The organism is Sphaerisporangium melleum (assembly GCF_014646695.1).
GTDB classification, from domain to species: domain Bacteria; phylum Actinomycetota; class Actinomycetes; order Streptosporangiales; family Streptosporangiaceae; genus Sphaerisporangium; species Sphaerisporangium melleum.
Genome location: NZ_BMNT01000021.1, coordinates 80,678 through 97,793 on the forward strand (window position 1 = coordinate 80,678; position 17,116 = coordinate 97,793).

Sequence of the window (17,116 nt, forward strand, 5' to 3'; positions counted from 1 at the left end):
CCGGGTCTGCTCATCTTCGCCTCGCCGATCTCGCGGTGGGTCAGGCGGCCCGGGCCGGAACGCCCGGGCCGGAGGTCACTGCCTGAAGTGGCCCACCGGGTTGAATCCCGGGTTCTTGGCCATGAGGTTCAGGGCCTTCATGTTCCCGCCGTACACGGCGCCCTGTTGGGCATGCATGTAGGCGATGCGCTGCTCGGCCTCCTGCCCGAGGGGTCCGCCCTCCTCCTGCAGGTCCTTCAGGCGCTGCAGCGCGACGTAGTTGCAGAAGCCCTCGACGAGCGGCTTGGCCTCCAGACCCTCCTCGAAGATCCAGATGTGGGTCAGCTCGTGGGTCAGGGTCTCCAGGAACGCCGGCTTGCGCATGCCGGCGAGTACCTTGATCGTGTATGACTTGATCACGACCTTGGTCCCGGTCTTCTCGCCCGAGCGGACGCACGCCCCTGTCTGGATCCCCTTCTCGGTGGCGCCGGCCAGCCCGGAGGCGGGCACGAGTTCGACGGTGAAGCCCGGGATGTCCTGCGGGAACTTCCCGCCGTACTTGGCGAACCACGAGGTGATCCATGCCCGCGTCGTGGGCACGAGGGTGAGGAGGTCGTTGTCGGTCACCGGCGCCGCCGAGCAGTACCCGCAGCGGGCGTCGTCGGCGGCGACGAGCGTGGCGCCGCGCAGCGCACGCTGCTGGTCCGCCCGGTACGCGGGCGTCTGGCAGGCTCGGCATCTGTCGGCCTTCGCGCAGTTGGCGCACATCGTCAACAGCGAATACGGGTTGGGCTCATTGTGCGGTGCCACGAGGCGGGGTTTGGCGGTGTAATTCATCTCCTTGAAGTAGGTGGTCGTGCCCACCGTGAGCAGAGTGGTGTCCGGAGGGCACCCGTCGCACCAGGTCTTGGGCTCGGCGTCGTGTTTCTGGCAGAGCGGCACGGGGGGAAGTTCGTTGACGCCGTTGTACTGCCGGACCGGCGGCTCTCCGTCGTCGAAGAAACATAATACTTTGGGTTGCATGGCTCTCCAGCCTGGGACGTACATTCCGTTTCTCCGCCGTATGGAGATGCTGTCAATCTGGCACATCCCATGAATGGAGGCAAGACATGTATTTTCCGGTTATGGCAATCGCCCGTACCGCTGTTTTTGTAGTGAAAGCCGCTTTCCGGACTTACCCCCTTCCGGTATCGCCGCCCCGCCGGAGTGGGACGGTCCACTCGCCCGGATCGTCGACGTCGATCGCGCCGTCTTCCAGTGGGGCGGGCCCGCCGGAGCCGCCCTGAGCCGGGTCACGCGCGATCTCTACGCGGTGCTGCCCTTCGACCTGCGGGTACTGGCGGCGCAGCGCGTTGTTGATCAGGTCCTGTGCGGCGGAGAGCGGCATGTACTGGAGCAGGGCCTGGGCGTCGGTGCCGACGTACTGCGGGACGTTCATCTTGGCGAGCTCGGCGAGGAACTGGTTGAGGGCGACGGTGTCCTTGCCCAGGATGCGCACCTGCTCCTCCAGCTTGACGACCGCGAGCTTCTCCCGCTCGCGGTCCAGGCCGATCTCGATGCGGGTGGTCTTCGCGGCGAGTTCGGCGCTGGTGTACCGGTGACGCAGCATCTCCTGGCGTTCGCGCTCGTCGGCGATGGACCGGCGCAGCTCGTCGAGGGTCGTCCCTTCCGGCTCGAACTCGCTGAGAGTGGTGCTGATCGCCTCCACGTCCCACTCGCTGAGGGCGTCGCGCACGAGCTTTTCCAGGTTGAGGCGGACCTCCTCGCCGTTGGCGAGAAAGTCCATGATCGTGTACCCGGCCTGAGCCCGGTGGAAGTACCCCTCCACGGTGGGGGCGAGAACCTTGTCGACGAACCGGCGGACCGGCCCCGACTCGGCGTCCGCTCCGAGCCGGCTGACCAGGCCGGGCGCGGCCTTCGCCGGGATGCGGATGGTCTGTGTCATGTCGATGCGAATCCAGTAACCCTCGACGTTGATGCGGATCTGTCCCAGGGCGGAGTCGAAGTTGGTGGTGGGTTTGGTCCACTTCGACCACTCCAGGACGATGACCCGGGTGGGGATCTTGATGATCTGGGCGAACCAGGGATTGATCCGATAGCGGCCCCGGCTGAGGGTCTGCTCCTGGGCGCCGCGCTGCCCGCCGCCGGCGAGGAACACCGCGGGTAACTGGAAGTCCTCGTGCCCGGGCACCCGGTGGCCGACCGAGCCCTCCTCCTCGGGCGCCTCGCCCTCGCGGACCACGACCACCCCGGCCGAGCCCTCCGGGATCTCGACCTCTCTGAGATCGTCGGCCGTCAGGTCGTCCCGCCCGGTGCCCACCGTGTCCACGGTGATCACCTCGAACAGGCGGGTGTTGACGGCGTAGGAGGCGTCGCCGGGCAGGACGCCCGGCTGCCTGCCTTTCTCGCCGCCGCCGGCGAGAAAGGCGGCGCCGTCCTCGAAACCGGCGCAGGCGACCGCGGCGCACAGGCTCCGGGTGAGCGGCGGCGGGGCGCCGTCCTTGGCGATGACCAGGCCGATCGTGCCCGGAGGGACGGACGTGCGCGGCACGTTCTCGACCCGGTAGAGGAACGCCGGCCGCAGGTAGACCCGATCGGGGCGCAAAGTGTCGGCCTGATAGCCGGGGGAGGAGGGATGGACCCGGATCTCGCGGTCGCGGTCGTCGCGATGGACGACGCCGTACCGCCGGTAGACGACGCCGACGTGGCCGGGCGGCACCCGCACCGTGCTCCGGGCGAGGTAGACGACGGCCGCGACGAGCAGGATCGCCACGATCAGGAGGAGAATCGGCATGTCACGTACCGCCTTGTCCGCGTAGTCGCAGGTGCACCGCCATCACCGTCTGCCGCCACCTGGCGTGCCAGCCCTTGTGCGCTTCGATCTGCGGGTTGCGCAGCGTCGGGAAGAAGCCGTGCGGGTAGGGCGCGGGCGGGACGAACTCCCCGTACGGAGGGATCGCCCTCCGGTCGCGGAGCCAGCCGAGCGAGTCCGCCAGCGCGTAGAAGTCGCCCGCCTGGCCCGCCGGAGTGCCCGGGGGCGGTCCAGGGTGGACGCCGAGCTGAGCGCGGAAGCCCTGCGTGCCGCCCGAGCGCTCCGCCCAGGCCGCGTCGATCTCCCCGAGCAGGCCGTAGGACAGCCGCGCCCCGTCGCCGCGGCGCAGGCCGCCGTCGGCGAGCCGTCCGGCGGGTGCCAGCAGCAGCGAGGTCGTGAGGATGTCGGCATGCTCGACGCGGCCGTCGAACAGACAGGCCCGCAGCTTGCGCAGCGACGCCTCGTCCGTGGGCCGGGACGCGGGAGCCGCGCTCGGCGGCGCCGGAGGCAGCCAGGTGTGCCGGGTCGCGGGGGAGTAGGCGTCGCGGACGCGGTGGAGCAGGCCGAGCGTGCGCTCGTCGAGCAGCGTGCCACCCCTGGCGTCGAAGTAGTGGGTCGAGGCGAGCAGGAAGAACCGCTCACCGCTGAGCAGGATCGGGATGATCAGGCGGTCGTGCAGCTGTGCTTCGAGGACCTCCCGTTCCACCCATTCCGATTCCTGCGACGCGCCCGACATCACGACGATGACGCCGAGCGCGCGGGTGATCATGTTTCGGGTGTCCCGGGCGAACCGGCTCCCGACCACCAGGTGCGCGTCGTACCAGATCGGAAGGCCGGCCTCCTCGAGTTGCCCGGCCAGCCGTTTCACGTACCCCGTGTCGTTGCGGGAGTACGAGATGAAGAAGGAGGGCTTGTCGCTTTCGGCAAAGTTCAAGTCGTCCGCCAGGTAAGCCAATGCGGTAATTGCAAGATCGAAGAGCCCCGTCCCCCGTGGCGGGCCATTGCCGAAATCCTACGTTTGCCGCGGCTTTCGCGAGCGCTCGCCGCCGGAAATCCTGGTTAACCCGTACGCCCGTTGTGGAGTTTGGCCGGATATGTACTAAAGAAGAAAAAAGTCGGGATTCGCGGCCGATCGCCGCGGCGCTCGCGCCACGCGAATTTCACCGGCCGGAACCCTGACGCCGACCGTGTGCTCAACGCCGGCGTCCGCATCGGAGAGGTTCGCGGGCTTTCCGCGATCGCTGCCGGAGCTCCTACCGGGGACCGAGGGCAGGCCGGACGTCCCCGGACGACGGCCGTAGAGTGATCTCCGGCCGATCGCGCCCGGCCGTGCGGCGCGGAGAAGCCGAAGGGAAGCGGAGACGCCATGCGCCGGTGGCCTGCCCGCCCATGCGGGCGCGGGGAGGTCACGGCCGAGAGGAGACGGCCGTGAGTTCTTGCCAGGAGACGGCCGCGAAGGGTGGCGCGACGGCGGAGTTCGACGTCGTGGTGATCGGCGGCGCGGGCGTGGACACGACGGTCTACGTGCCGGAACTGCCGTTGCCGTACGCCGACACCTACCCGGTGCCGCCCGTCGTCGACCGCATCGGCAACACCGGCAGCGGCGTCGTCCTGGGCTGCCACGAGCTCGGCTTGCGGGCGATCCTGGTCGACCTGATCGGCGACGACCCCCAGGGCCGGCTGGTCCGCGACCACCTCGCCGCGCGCGGCGCCGGCTTCGCCTTCGCCACCGTGCCCGAGGGCACCCGCCGCAGCGTCCTGCTCGTCGGCCCCGACGGGCGCCGCACCTCCCTGTTCGACCCGCGCGCCGCCGCCGGGCAGCGCCTGCCCGCCGAGCTGTACCGGCCCGCGATCGAACGCGCCCGGCACGTCCACCTGTCCATCACCGACTTCTCCCGGCACCTGTACCCCGAACTGCGCGCGCTCGGCGTCCCCGTCTCCACCGACCTGCACGACTGGGACGGCGAGAACCCCTACCACCAGGACTTCGCCCACGGCTCCGACCTGGTCTTCCTGTCCGCCGCCAAACTCGCCGACCCGGTCACGGTCATGCGCGCCATCGCCGCGCGCGGCCGGGCCACCACCGTCGTCTGCACCGCCGGAGCCGCCGGCGCCTACCTTCTAGAGGTCACCCCGGGCGGCCCTGACGCACCCGCGGCGGCGCGGCCACCGGGCACAGGGGCTCGGGAACGCGCCGTCTCCGCCGAGGTGCGGCACTTCCCGGCCGCGCCCCCGCCCGGGCCGGTCGTGGACGCCAACGGCGCGGGCGACGCCTTCGTGTCCGGCTTCCTCTACGGCCGCCTGCGCGGCCTGCCCGCCCCCGACTGCGTCCACCTCGGCACCATCGCCGGCGCCCATGCCTGCACCACCGAAGGCACCCACGAGAACCCCATCGACGAGCAGACCCTGCGAGCACGCATGAAGCCACACCACTGACGAACAGACGTGTAGGCGGGCCGGAACAGGCGTCCATCGCCACGCGGCACCGCCGTCTCGCGGGACACCACCCGCAAGTAAGGTGGCCCGGCCTCCGCACCAGCACGAAGCCGGCTCGACAGCCCCGCCCGTGCGGGGATGTTCCTGCTCCTGCGGTCCTTGCGTTCCTCCCCTTCAGGGGAGGAACGGGTTATTGGAAGTCGAACTCGTTCGCGCGGACGCCGGCGAGGAAGGCGTTCCATTCTGCCCGGGTGTAAAGAATGATCGGCCCTTCGGGGTGGTGACTGTGCCGGACGGCGATCCGGTCGGATCCGTCGAGGACGGGGCCCGCTTCGACACAGTCACTGCCGCCGTTGGGACTGAACGTGCTGATATGCCACGAGACACGGAGCTCTTCCGGCGAAGTCGGCATGGTCACTGTGCCCTCGCTTTCCGCCCTTGGGGGAGCGAATCCGCAGCCGCCTTGATGCGGCTCCTCGACTCGTCTGTCGTGAGGCAGTGATCACGCAGGCGATCAAATTTCATGATAAGTCGCTCGACGCGGTCCGTCTCGACGTAGAGACCGCCGGCGGGAGTGTCCACATAGCCGACCTCGGGAAACGGCTCTGGCATCCCGAAGAGGAGGAAGGTGCCTTCCGGGCTGGGGTGGATCGGTGATCTCAGCGGCAGCACCCGTATGGTGATGTTGGGCCGTTCGGACAGCTCGATCAGATGTACGAGCTGCTCTTTCAGGACCTCTGTCCCGCCAGGTGCCCTGTGGAGCAGGCTCTCGTCCAGTACGGCTTCGATCTCTGGAGGGTCGGGAGCGCTGAGGATCCGTTGGCGTTCGAGCCGGAACGGAGGTCCGAAGGGAGTCAGGTCGGCGTTGGTGTCGGATCCCGGGATCAGGGCTTCCATGTAGCCGGGTGTTTGGAGTAGTCCAGGTACTACGACGGCGTCGAACGACTGTATTCGTACCGCGCGGCTTTCGAGCCAGGCGTAGTCGATGATCAGTTTGGGCAGGTTGTCCGAGTAGCCGTCCCACCAGCCGGTCTCCCACACCTCACCGGCAAGCCGCATCAAGCTCTCGCGCTGCCGTGCGGACGCGTCGTACAGGTCCAGAAGCGTGCGGACATCGGGCAGGCGAATGGGGTAGAGCCCGGCCTCGAACCGGCTCAGGGTAGGACCTTCCCTCTGGATATGGGCCGCGGCCTCCTTCAGTGTGAGCCGTGACGCTTCGCGGAGTTCTCGCAGCTCCCGCCCAAGCCACTGTGCCCGCAGAGTCATCCCGCGCTTCGAGGTCATCCGCCACCTCCGGTCGTTACGTCGAGCGCAACGTTATCGCGCGCTTACTCCGGGTTGACCAATTTCCATGTACGCCATGTACATGTGCATGGCGTATGGCATGCTCGCTGCGTAGTCGAGTGGTGACGAAGCGGAGTCGCCTTGAAGTGAGAGGTGGAATCACGTGGTGGCCGCTACTGACCATCCGGTGGAGGATCGCCCCGAGGCACTGCTGCCGGGCCTGCGATGGCGGCGGGTGTTCCCCGGGGAGCCGGCGCAGCTCAAAGAGGTGCGCGCTTTCATCAACATGCTGCTGGCCGGCCATCCCGTCAGGGATGACGCCTTGGTCTGTGCGGTGGAGTTGTGCGCCAACGCCATCGCTCACACGGCTTCGGGGGTGGACGGGGTCTTGGCTCTCGAGGTCTGGCTTTCCGAGGGACGAACCGTTCGCGTCTTGGTCCAGGACGCCGGCGGCCCGACGGTCCCGCTGCCTCGAACGGGCAGCGATGACGCGATGAGCGAAGGAGGAAGAGGTCTGGCCATCGTCGCGGCGCTCAGTGCTCGGACCGGGATGCTGGGCGATCATCGTGGGCGCCTCGTCTGGGCGGACCTGACTCTGCGCGAGGAGGGCGCCGGTGGGGCCACGGCAGGGCTCCGGTACGACTTCCACGGGTGGGAGGTGTGGTTCGGCTGCTGGACACGTCAGTGGTGGGCCATCCCGCGCGGGTGCGGGCCTTACCTGATCAGTGCCCCCTCGGAGAAGGATCTCCTACGTCAGATCGACCTCATAGAGCGTGACCTCGTGGAGTCCGCTGATCATTCGGCTGGTAACGGAGACGTCCGCATCCCTCGTCAACGTCGTCCCGACCCTGAGGAGGACGACGTATCGGGCCGGTAGAGGGTTAAGGTAAGGGGCCTGTCTGCGTGGGGCGTTAGGGCGGGCCGCGGGAGGTGTTTCCCGAGGCCCGGGAGCAGAGATCCTGGTTTCACAAGTGCTTTCGACGCCGCCGAAATCGGCGCACCCCCACTTCGTCGCCCTTGTCCACGACGGAGCGCGCTTCGGACGTGGCGTCCTTGCCGGACGCGAGTCGACGACCGCGACCTGACGTGCGGTGCTGAACGGAGACACCGTGAGAGGGGCGGCAATGGAAGAGGGCACACGCGGCGAGTTGGTCGGTCGGCTGGCCGAGGCGGTCAGGTCGGTCACGGTCGCGCACCCGGTGCGGGTCGCCATTGACGGGCCGCCCGCAGCAGGCAAGACCACGCTGGCCGACGAGCTCGCCGTCGTTCTGCGTGCGCAGGACCGCAACGTCATCCGCGCGACCATCGACGACTTCCTGTTCCCCCGCGCACAGCGCTATCGGCGCGGCCGGTACTCGGCCGAAGGCTGCTATTTCGACGCGCACGATCGCGCCGCGCTGTGCCGGGTGCTGCTCGATCCGCTGGGCCCAGGCGGAGACCGGAGGTTCCAGCACGCGGTCTATGACAGAGACACCGACACCGCATCGTCCCCGCCGGTAACGATCGCTCCCGCGGACGCCGTACTGCTCTTCGACGGCGTCTTCCTGCTGCGCCCGGAACTCCTCGACCGGTGGGACCTGCGCGTCTTCGTGTCCGTCCCGTTCGAGCGGACGGTGGATCGCGCCCAGGACCGGAACGCGGCGCCGGCCGGATCCACCGCCGACGCCGCCGAGATCGAACGTTCGTGGCGCGACCGCTATATCCCCGCCCAGCGGCTCTACTTCGCCACTGCCCGCCCGGCCGACCACGCCGACATCATCGTGTACAACGATCAACTCCAACGGCCTGCCTGGGAGGTCCGGCCACACTCATCGATACACAAGATCTGACGGTCATTCGTCGTCGGCCTCAACCTGCGGTGTGGTCACGAGGGTGTCCAGGTTCGTCGTGGTCACGATCACGGGTGCCCTCTCTTCGTGTCCGGAGGCGTTGGAACGGACTCATCGAGCGAGGGGTCCGCAAGGGCGGGGCAGCCGGTCGTTTCTGGGATGGGTACGTGTGGCCGGGATCTCACGCAGCGTTAGAGAGGTGTTCGGGGGGGCAGGGGGCGTTGCCGTAGTCGCCGCGTGGGTGCGGCCGAGCTTGGCGGCCGGTCCGGCGGCGTGGACGCGAGGACGGGTCACATGTCAGATGTCGTGCGAACGCTGGTGCCGGCGCGCCTTGACCGGTTGCCGTGGTCGCGGTTCCACACGCGGCTGGTGGTCGCGCTCGGGGTCGCGTGGGTGCTGGACGGGATGGAGATCACGATCGCGAGTGCGGTCGGCTCGGTCCTGCAGGACAGGCAGACGCTCGGGTTGACGGCGGTCGAGGTCGGGTTCACCGCGACCGTGTACCTCATCGGGCAGGTGGCGGGGGCGCTGGTGTTCGGCCGGCTGTCCGACCGGTTCGGCCGGCGCAAGCTGTTCATCCTCACCCTTGCGCTGTACCTGGCCGCCAACGGCATCACGGCGTTCTCCCCGAACCTGGCGTTCCTGCTGGTGTTCCGGTTCTTCGCCGGGGCGGGCATCGGCGGTGAGTACGCGGCGATCCACTCGGCGATCGACGAATTGATCCCCTCGCGTTACCGCGGGCGGGTGGACCTCGCGGTCAGCGGCACGTATTGGCTGGGCGCCATCGTCGGCACCGCGAGCACCTACATCCTCCTCAACCCCGACATCCTGCCGGTGGACCTGGGGTGGCGGCTCGGGCTGCTGATCGGCCCGGTGCTCGGTGCGCTGATCTGGGTGCTGCGCCGCCACCTGCCCGAGAGCCCTCGGTGGCTGCTCATGCACGGCCGGCACGAGGAGGCCGAGCAGGCCGTGGAGTCGGTCGAGAAGGCGGTCGCCCACGGCGGGCGGTCCCTGCCTCCGGTGGACGAGGACAAGGCGCTGGAGTTGCGCCCGCACGGTTCGCCGTCCTACCGGGAGATCGCGCGGGTGGTCCTGCGGGAGTACCCGGCTCGTACGGTGCTCGGCGCGACCATGATGATCAGCCAGTCGTTCCTGTACAACGCGATCTTCTTCACGTACGTGCTGGTGCTGAACACCTTCTACGGCGTCTCGCCGAACGACGCCTCCAAGTACCTGCTGGTCTTCGCGGTGGGCAACCTGGCCGGGCCGTTCATCCTCGGACCGCTGTTCGACACGGTGGGCCGCCGGCCGATGATCTCGTCGACCTACATCGTGTCCGGGGCGCTGCTGGCGCTCACCGGCTGGTTGTTCCAGCAGGGCGTGCTGACCGCGGTCACCCAGACGATCGCGTGGTCGGTGATCTTCTTCGTGGCGTCGGCGGCGGCCAGTTCGGGCTATTTGACGGTCAGTGAGCTGTTCCCGCTGGAGATCAGGGCGCTGGCCATCGCGTTGTTCTTCTCGGTCGCCCAGGGCTTCGGCGCGCTCGGCCCCACGGTGTTCGGCGCGCTCATCGGCGACCAGGCGCACCCGGACCCGACCCGGCTGTTCTACGGGTACCTGTTCGCCTCGGCGCTCATGATCGGCACCGGGATCGTGGCGTGGTTCTGCGCGGTCAAGGCCGAGCGCAGGTCGTTGGAGGATCTCACCCCCTCGCTGTCGATGCGGGACGCCAGGCCCGCCGCGGCCACCCGCTGACCCACTCGGGTGGCGGGGTGAAATTTTCACCGGTGAGGTGCACCCCGCGCTGGTGCGGACGGCCGCCGCGTGGCGGGACGGGCGGACCGGATGCGAGCAGGTCGCGCAGGGACGCGAGGCCGCCTCGTACGCCAGGGCCTGCGCCGCGGGCCGCCCACCCGCCGGGCGGGCGGCCCGCCGCTCTTGACGGTGCCGGTGCGCCCGCCAACACTGGCTCGCAGTCTCCCGCCGGCCGGTTCTCGACGCTCCGCCGGCGGTTGCGGCGTCGCGCTCACCGGGTGTTCTCCCGGTGAGCCGCGCCTTCATGCCGTCAGGTCGCGCCAGGAGGCAGTCTCGTGTCACACAGACGCGCCCGGTTCCCCGCACCCGGACGCCGGTACGCCGCGGCCGGGGCGTTCCACCCGTCCGGTGAGCGGGCCGCCGGCCGGTGGTCCCGTCTCGCGGCCGTGATCGCGACACTCATCGCGGGCATGGTGCTGGCCGTGCCGCAGCCCGCGCACGCCGCCACCCGTTACGTGCTGACGGCGTTCACCAACGGCAGCGAGAGCAACATGTACGTCTACAGCTCGCCGGACGCCAAGAACTTCTCGCTGCTCAGGGCCAACGCCTACACCCCGCCCAGCGGCCTGGTGCGCGATCCGAGCGTCATGCGGCACACCGACGGCAGGTACTACATCGCCTACACCACGAACTGGACCGGCGCGGAGTTCGGCATCGCCTCCAGCACCGACCTGCTCAACTGGACCTTCGTCCGCAACGTGCCGATCCCCATCGCCGGGATCACCAACACCTGGGCGCCGGAGTGGTTCGTCGACCCCGCCGACGGCAGCGTGAACATCATCGTCTCGCTCACCACGACCACCTACACCAACTTCCGGCCCTACCGGCTGACGGCGCAGAACGCGGCGCTGTCAGCGTGGAGTGCACCGGCCGCGCTGAACGGCATCCAGCCGAACTACATCGACACCTTCGTCGTGCGCTCGGGGACCACCTACCACGCCTTCACCAAGAACGAGACCACCAAGTACACCGAGCACGCGACCGCCCCCAGCCTGGGCGGTCCGTACACCTTCGTCGGCACCGGCAACTGGTCCGGCTGGGGGTCGGGGCTCGAGGGCCCGGCGATCACCCAGCTCCCCGACGGCACCTTCCGGCTGTACGCGGACGGGTACACCAGCGGCAGGTACTTCAGCGCCGACAGCCGGGACCTGAACACCTGGTCGGCCAAGGCCGACCTGCCCGGCGGGTTGTCGGGGGTCGTCCGGCACGGCACCGTGCTGCGCGAGACCGTGCCCGACGCCTCGGCCTTCACCTCCACCGCCGTCGCGCAGCACAGCGGCCGCTGCCTGGACGTGCCGGACGGCACCACCACCGCCGGCGCCCGGCTGCGGCAGTGGGGCTGCAACGGCGCGGCCGCCCAGTCCTTCCAGTTCCGGCCGGTCGGCGGCGCCGCCGACCAGTACACGCTGGTGAACACCGGCAACGGCCTGTGCGTGGACGTCAACTCCGCCTCCACCGCCGACGGTGCCGCCGTCATCCAGTGGATCTGCGGCAGCGCGGCCAACCAGCGTTTCACCCTGCGCCCCTCGCAGACGGCGGGGGTGTACTCGCTGGTGGCGGTGCACAGCGGCAAGTGCATCGACGTCAACTCCGCCTCCACCGCGGAGGGCGCCGAGCTCATCCAGTGGCCCTGCACGGGCGCGGCCAACCAGCTCTGGCGGCTCGCGGGCAGGCCCTGACCCGCGGACGCCGGACCGCCGGTCGCGGCGGTCACCGGCCAGGCGGACGCCACCTCCCACCTGGAGTGAACGCAAGGCACCCCGGCACCCGGCCGGGGTGCCCGCAGCGGTATGAGCTGTTCACCCTCCGTCATTGATCGCTACGCTTGGTGACCATGGTGAAGGGGGTCAGCAGTCTGGTGCCGGCGCGGCTCGACCGGTTGCCGTGGTCGGGGTTCCACACGCGGATGGTGGCCGCGCTCGGCGTCGCGTGGGTGCTGGACGGACTGGAGATCACGATCGCCAGCGCGGTCGGCTCGGTGCTGCAGGACACCCGCACCCTCGGCCTGACCCCGGTCGAGGTCGGGTTCACCGCGACGGTCTACCTGGCCGGGGAGGTGGCGGGGGCGCTGGTGTTCGGCCGGATGTCCGACCGGTTCGGCAGGCGGAAACTGTTCATCCTCACCCTGGCGCTCTATCTGATCGCCAACGGCATCACGGCGTTCTCCCCGAACCTGGCGTTCCTGCTGTTCTTCCGGTTCTTCGCCGGGGCGGGCATCGGCGGTGAGTACGCGGCGATCCACTCGGCGATCGACGAACTGATCCCCTCTCGGTATCGCGGCCACGTCGACCTCGCGGTCAGCGGCACGTATTGGCTGGGTGCGATGGCCGGCACCGCGAGCACGTACGTGCTCCTCAACCCTGACATCCTGCCGGTGGACCTGGGGTGGCGGCTCGGGCTGCTGATCGGCCCGGTGCTCGGCGCGGTGATCTGGGTGCTGCGCCGCCACCTGCCCGAGAGCCCCCGCTGGCTGCTCACCCACGGCCGGCACGAGGAGGCCGAGCGGGCCACCGCGGGCATCGAGGAGGCCGTGCGCCGCCGCGGCGGGCCGCTGCCGCCGGTGGACCGGAGCAGGGCCATGGAGTTCCGCCCGCGCGGGGCGCCGCCCTACCGGGTGATCCTGCGGGTGCTGCTGCGGCAGTATCCGCGAAGGTCGGTGCTCGGCGCGACGCTGATGATGAGCCAGTCGTTCCTGTACAACGCGATCTTCTTCACCTATGTGCTGGTGCTGACCGACTTCTACGGGGTCTCCCCGCACGACGCCTCGCGCTACCTGTTCGCGTTCGCCTTCGGCAACCTGACCGGGCCACTGCTGCTCGGGCGGCTGTTCGACACCCTCGGCCGCCGGGTGATGATCTCCAGCACCTACCTGGTGTCGGGCGCGCTGCTCGCGGTGACCGCCTGGCTGTTCAAGCAGGGGGCGCTGAACGCCACCACGCAGACCGTCCTGTGGTCGGTGATCTTCTTCGTGGCGTCGGCGGCGGCCAGTTCGGGCTATCTGACGGTCAGTGAGCTGTTCCCGCTGGAGATCAGGGCGCTGGCCATCGCGTTGTTCTTCTCGGTCGCCCAGGGCTTCGGCGCGCTCGGCCCCACGGTGTTCGGCGCGCTCATCGGCGACCGGACCAACCCCGACCCGACCCGGCTGTTCTACGGGTACGCCTTCGCCGCCGCGATGATGGTGGCCGCCGGGCTGGTGGCGCTGGCCCTCGCGGTGAACGCCGAGCGCCGCCCTCTGGAGGAGGTCACCCGCCCGCTGTCCACCACCTGAACGGGCCCGGCCCGGGGCGTCCCCGGGCAGGCCGCCTCAGCCGCGCAGGGCGGCGGCCTCGGCGGCGAGCTTCTCGACGCGGGCGTAGTCGCCGGAGGCCAGCGCGTCGGCCGGGGTGAGCCAGGTGCCGCCGACGGCGCCGACGTTCGGCAGCGCCAGGAAGTCGGCCGCGGTCTCCGGCCGGATGCCGCCCGTGGGGCAGAAACGCACATCGGGCAGCGGTCCGCCCAGCGCCTTGAGGTAGGCGACGCCGCCGGCCGGGACCGCGGGGAAGAACTTCAGCTCGGTGAGGCCGCGCTCCACCAGCGCCATGACCTCCGAGGCGGTGGCCGCGCCGGGCAGGAACGGCACGCCGCTGCCGGCCATCGCGTCCAGCAGGGCGGGCGTGGCGCCCGGGCTGACCAGGAAACGCGCGCCCGCGTCCGCCGACGCCGCCACGTCGGCGGGGGTGCGCACGGTGCCGGCGCCGACGAAGGCCTCGGGGACCTCGGCGGCGATGCGGCCGATGGCCTCCAGCGCGCACGAGGTGCGCAGGGTCACCTCGATGGCCGGCAGGCCCCCGGCCACCAGCGCCCGCGCCAGGGGCACCGCCGTCTCCACCCGGTCGATGACGACGACCGGGACGACCGGGGCGAGGTCGAGGATGCTCACGCGCGGGTGCTCCTTGCTGATGGGGACGCCTCGGAGTGGACGTCCGGAGATGAGGTGACGCGGGTTCTGGAGACCGCGGCGAAGGCGCCGTCGGCACCGGTCGCGCGGTGGGCGAGCCAGGCCGCCGCGCCGGTCAGGGCCGGGTGGCCGGCGACGATCGCGGTGGTCGCGATGCCGGTGAGGTAGCCCGACAGCACCAGGTTGGCCTCGAAGCGGCGGCGGAAGTCGCTGTGCAGGATGCGGTCGACCAGACGCGGCACGATCCCACCTCCCAGATACACCCCGCCGTGCGCGCCCAGCGTCAGGGCGACGTTGGCCGCGAAGCTGCCCAGCAGACCGCAGAACACCTCAACGGTACGCGCGCACAGCGGGTCGTCCGGCCGGGCCACGATCTCCGAGGCGGGCAGCGGAGCCACGGGGGTGCTCTCCACCAGCGCGAGGCCGTGCCGCAGCCGGGTCAGGCCGGGGCCGGACAACAGGTGCTCGGCGTCGACGAACGACATGCCGTCGGCGCGCAGCGCCCGGACGATCTCGAACTCCAGGTCGGTGACGGCGGGGGCCGACACGTGCCCGCCCTCACCGGGCACCGGGACCCACCCGCTGCGCGAGGGCACCAGAGCGGCCACGCCCAGGCCGGTGCCCGGCCCGAGCACCGCCTTGACCATGTACGGCGCGGGCTCCGGGCCGCCCAGCGAGGAGAGCTCGCCCGGCGTCAGGTGGGGCAGGGCGAGCGCGAGGGCCTCGAAGTCGTTGAGCAGCTCGACGTGCGCGATGCCGAGCGCGGTCACCGAGCCGGACCAGGCGGCGTTGGTCAGCCGGTAGCGGTCGGCGTTCACCGGCCCGGCGATGGCCAGGGACGCCGCCGCGGGCAGGACGCCGCCCGCCTGGTGGGTCAGATAGTGCGTCACGGCGGCCGGCAGCCCGTCGAACTCGGCGACCGGGAGCACCGCGACCGTGCCCGGGCGCCCGCCGGGCCGGGAGACCAGGCCGAACCGGGCGTTGGTGCCGCCGATGTCGGCGACCAGCCAGGGACGTTCCTGAGACGGGGAGGGCAGGCCGGTCACGCCTGCGCCTCCGCGCCGCTCATGGCGAAGATGCCGGCGCCGCGGTCGGCGGGCCCGGCGGCGCGGCGGAAGGCGGCGAACAGCTCCCGTCCGGTGCCCACCCACTCGTCGTCGCGCAGCGGCCGGCCCTGCGGCGTGCGCGCGGCCAGCTCCTCGGCGGGGACCAGCAGGTCCAGCGTGCCCGCGGCCGAGTCCAGCCTGATCGGGTCGCCCTCGCGGACCAGCGCGATCGGGCCGCCGTCGGCCGCCTCCGGCGACAGGTGGATGGCGGCCGGGACCTTGCCCGACGCCCCGGACATGCGGCCGTCGGTGACCATCGCGACGCGCTGCCCGCGGTCCAGCAGCACCGCGAGCGGCGGGGTCAGCTTGTGCAGTTCCGGCATGCCGTTGGCGCTCGGCCCCTGGTAGCGGATGACGGCGACGAAGTCCTGCCCGTCGAGCTCGCCCGCCTGGAAGGCGGCCATCAGCTCGGCCTGGTCGTCGAACACCTTGGCCGGCGCCTCGATGACCAGGTGCTCGGGCTTGACCGCCGACACCTTGCTGACCGCCCGGCCGAGGTTCCCGCTGACCATGTGGATGCCGCCGTCCGCGGAGAACGGCTCGGCGACCGGCCGCAGCACGTCCGGGTCGGTGCCGCGCGTGGGCCGCTCCTCCCAGACGATCTCGCCGTCCTTGAGCGCCGGCGCGCTGCGGTACAGGCCGAGGCCGCGCCCGGCCACGGTCAGCACGTCCTCGTGCAGCAGCCCGTTGTCCAGCAGGTCGCCGATGAGGGCCTGCATGCCCCCCGCCGCCTGGAAGTGGTTCACGTCGGCCTGCCCGTTGGGGTACATCCGGGTCAGCAGCGGGACGACCCGCGACAGGGCGGCGAAGTCGTCCCACAGCAGCTCGATGCCCGCCGCGGCGGCGATGGCGACCAGGTGCATGGTGTGGTTGGTGGACCCGCCGGTGGCCAGCAGTGCGACGGCCGCGTTGACCAGCGCCTTCTCGTCCACCACCTCGGCGACCGGAGTGTGCTCGGTTCCGTGTGCGGTGATCTGGACGGCGCGCGCGCCCGCGGCGCGGGTGAGGGCGTCGCGCAGCTCGGTGCCGGGGTTGACGAAGGTCGCGCCGGGCAGGTGCAGCCCCATGACCTCCATGAGCACCTGGTTGGAGTTGGCGGTGCCGTAGAAGGTGCAGGTGCCGGGGGAGTGGTAGGACTTGGCCTCGGCGTCCAGCATCTCCCCGCGGCCGATCTTGCCCTCGGCGAACGCCTGCCGGGCGCGCGCCTTGACCTTGTTCGGCAGCCCGGACGGCATCGGGCCGGCGGGGACGAACAGTGCGGGCAGGTGCCCGAAGTGCAGCGCGCCGATCAGCAGCCCCGGGACGATCTTGTCGCACACGCCGAGCATCAGCGACGCGTCGAACATGTCGTGCGACAGCGCGATCGCCGTCGCCATCGCGATGACCTCGCGGCTGTAGAGCGACAGCTCCATGCCGGGACGGCCTTGGGTGACGCCGTCGCACATGGCGGGCACGCCGCCGGCGAACTGCGCGATCCCGCCCGCCGCGCGCACGGCCTCCTTCAGCACCGCCGGGTAGGTCTCGTACGGCTGGTGCGCCGAGAGCATGTCGTTGTAGGACGAGACGATCGCGACGCCGGGCCGCTCGCCGCCGCGCAGGGCCAGCTTGTCGGCGGGGGAGCAGGCGGCGAACCCGTGGGCGAGGTTGGCGCAGCCGAGGCTCGTGCGGGCGGGCCCGCGCTCCCTCGCCTCGTCGGCGGCCGCCCGGACGCGGCGCAGGTACGCCCCGCGGCTGCGCGCGCTGCGCTCGGCGAGCCGCTCGGTGACCTCCTGAACGGTGCGATGCGCAGCGGGCGCTGTGTGCGCTGACTCGGACACGGCTCGGCTCCATGGATCGACCAAGGGGGACAGACCGGACATTAGTCAGATCTTTGGTTCGACACAAGCACAGTTTTGCCCGTTGAGATGAGGAACTTAGG

At 70.6% G+C, this 17,116-nt stretch carries 14 protein-coding genes; 6 read left to right on the forward strand and 8 right to left on the reverse strand.

The window, feature by feature from the left end; genetic code table 11:
- Positions 1–75 precede the first annotated feature (75 nt).
- The 3 genes from IEY93_RS19555 to IEY93_RS19565 form a co-directional block, all read right to left on the reverse strand.
- The gene (locus tag IEY93_RS19555) at positions 76–1,002 is read right to left on the reverse strand and encodes a hypothetical protein (protein ID WP_189164532.1); all 927 of its coding nucleotides are present in this window, start codon (positions 1,000–1,002) and stop codon (positions 76–78) included.
- Between the two features lie 151 nt (positions 1,003–1,153).
- Entirely contained in the window at positions 1,154–2,773 is a 1,620-nt protein-coding gene (locus IEY93_RS19560) for an SPFH domain-containing protein (RefSeq protein WP_189164533.1), read from the reverse strand.
- Position 2,774: 1 nt separating this feature from the next.
- A complete protein-coding gene (locus tag IEY93_RS19565) occupies positions 2,775–3,725 on the reverse strand; it encodes a toll/interleukin-1 receptor domain-containing protein (RefSeq protein ID WP_203968752.1) in 951 nt (316 codons plus the stop codon).
- Positions 3,726–4,219: 494 nt separating this feature from the next.
- Here IEY93_RS19565 and IEY93_RS19570 point away from each other — a divergent pair, with 494 nt between their 5' ends.
- On the forward strand, positions 4,220–5,227 hold the full coding sequence (locus IEY93_RS19570) for a carbohydrate kinase family protein (RefSeq protein WP_229691280.1): 1,008 nt from the start codon (positions 4,220–4,222) through the stop codon (positions 5,225–5,227).
- 190 nt (positions 5,228–5,417) lie between these two features.
- On the opposite strand, the gene IEY93_RS19575 is transcribed toward IEY93_RS19570, so the two are convergent.
- Positions 5,418–5,639, reverse strand: a complete 222-nt coding sequence (locus IEY93_RS19575) for a DUF397 domain-containing protein (protein WP_189164593.1) — start codon at positions 5,637–5,639, stop codon at positions 5,418–5,420.
- A gap of 2 nt (positions 5,640–5,641) precedes the next feature.
- Positions 5,642–6,511 (reverse strand): helix-turn-helix domain-containing protein, encoded by an 870-nt coding sequence (locus IEY93_RS19580; RefSeq protein WP_229691281.1) that lies wholly within the window; start codon positions 6,509–6,511, stop codon positions 5,642–5,644.
- A 166-nt stretch (positions 6,512–6,677) separates the two neighbouring features.
- Between IEY93_RS19580 and IEY93_RS19585 the strand changes: the two genes are divergently transcribed.
- The 5 genes from IEY93_RS19585 to IEY93_RS19605 all read left to right on the forward strand — a co-directional run bounded on the left by IEY93_RS19585 (position 6,678) and on the right by IEY93_RS19605 (position 13,423).
- A complete protein-coding gene (locus IEY93_RS19585; protein ID WP_189164536.1) occupies positions 6,678–7,388 on the forward strand; it encodes an ATP-binding protein in 711 nt (236 codons plus the stop codon).
- A gap of 247 nt (positions 7,389–7,635) precedes the next feature.
- Positions 7,636–8,340 (forward strand): cytidylate kinase family protein, encoded by a 705-nt coding sequence (locus tag IEY93_RS19590; RefSeq protein ID WP_189164537.1) that lies wholly within the window; start codon positions 7,636–7,638, stop codon positions 8,338–8,340.
- Positions 8,341–8,634: 294 nt separating this feature from the next.
- Positions 8,635–10,095 carry an MFS transporter gene (locus IEY93_RS19595; protein ID WP_189164538.1) on the forward strand — a complete coding sequence of 487 codons (1,461 nt, stop codon included), beginning with the start codon at positions 8,635–8,637 and terminating at the stop codon, positions 10,093–10,095.
- A 335-nt stretch (positions 10,096–10,430) separates the two neighbouring features.
- Positions 10,431–11,834 (forward strand): RICIN domain-containing protein, encoded by a 1,404-nt coding sequence (locus IEY93_RS19600; RefSeq protein WP_189164539.1) that lies wholly within the window; start codon positions 10,431–10,433, stop codon positions 11,832–11,834.
- Between the two features lie 155 nt (positions 11,835–11,989).
- Positions 11,990–13,423 carry an MFS transporter gene (locus IEY93_RS19605; RefSeq protein ID WP_189164540.1) on the forward strand — a complete coding sequence of 478 codons (1,434 nt, stop codon included), beginning with the start codon at positions 11,990–11,992 and terminating at the stop codon, positions 13,421–13,423.
- A gap of 36 nt (positions 13,424–13,459) precedes the next feature.
- Here the strand turns inward: IEY93_RS19605 and eda are convergent, their stop codons facing one another.
- From eda to edd, 3 genes are read right to left on the reverse strand one after another with little or no spacing between them, the layout of a single operon-like run.
- Positions 13,460–14,074, reverse strand: coding sequence for a bifunctional 4-hydroxy-2-oxoglutarate aldolase/2-dehydro-3-deoxy-phosphogluconate aldolase (gene eda, locus IEY93_RS19610; RefSeq protein WP_189164541.1), 615 nt, complete (start codon positions 14,072–14,074; stop codon positions 13,460–13,462).
- Positions 14,071–15,138 carry a glucokinase gene (locus IEY93_RS19615; protein ID WP_189164542.1) on the reverse strand — a complete coding sequence of 356 codons (1,068 nt, stop codon included), beginning with the start codon at positions 15,136–15,138 and terminating at the stop codon, positions 14,071–14,073. Before IEY93_RS19615 ends, eda begins: the two co-directional genes overlap by 4 nt.
- Entirely contained in the window at positions 15,135–17,015 is a 1,881-nt protein-coding gene (gene edd, locus IEY93_RS19620) for a phosphogluconate dehydratase (RefSeq protein WP_229691282.1), read from the reverse strand. The genes IEY93_RS19615 and edd overlap by 4 nt, the downstream gene beginning before the upstream one ends.
- Positions 17,016–17,116 lie beyond the last annotated feature (101 nt).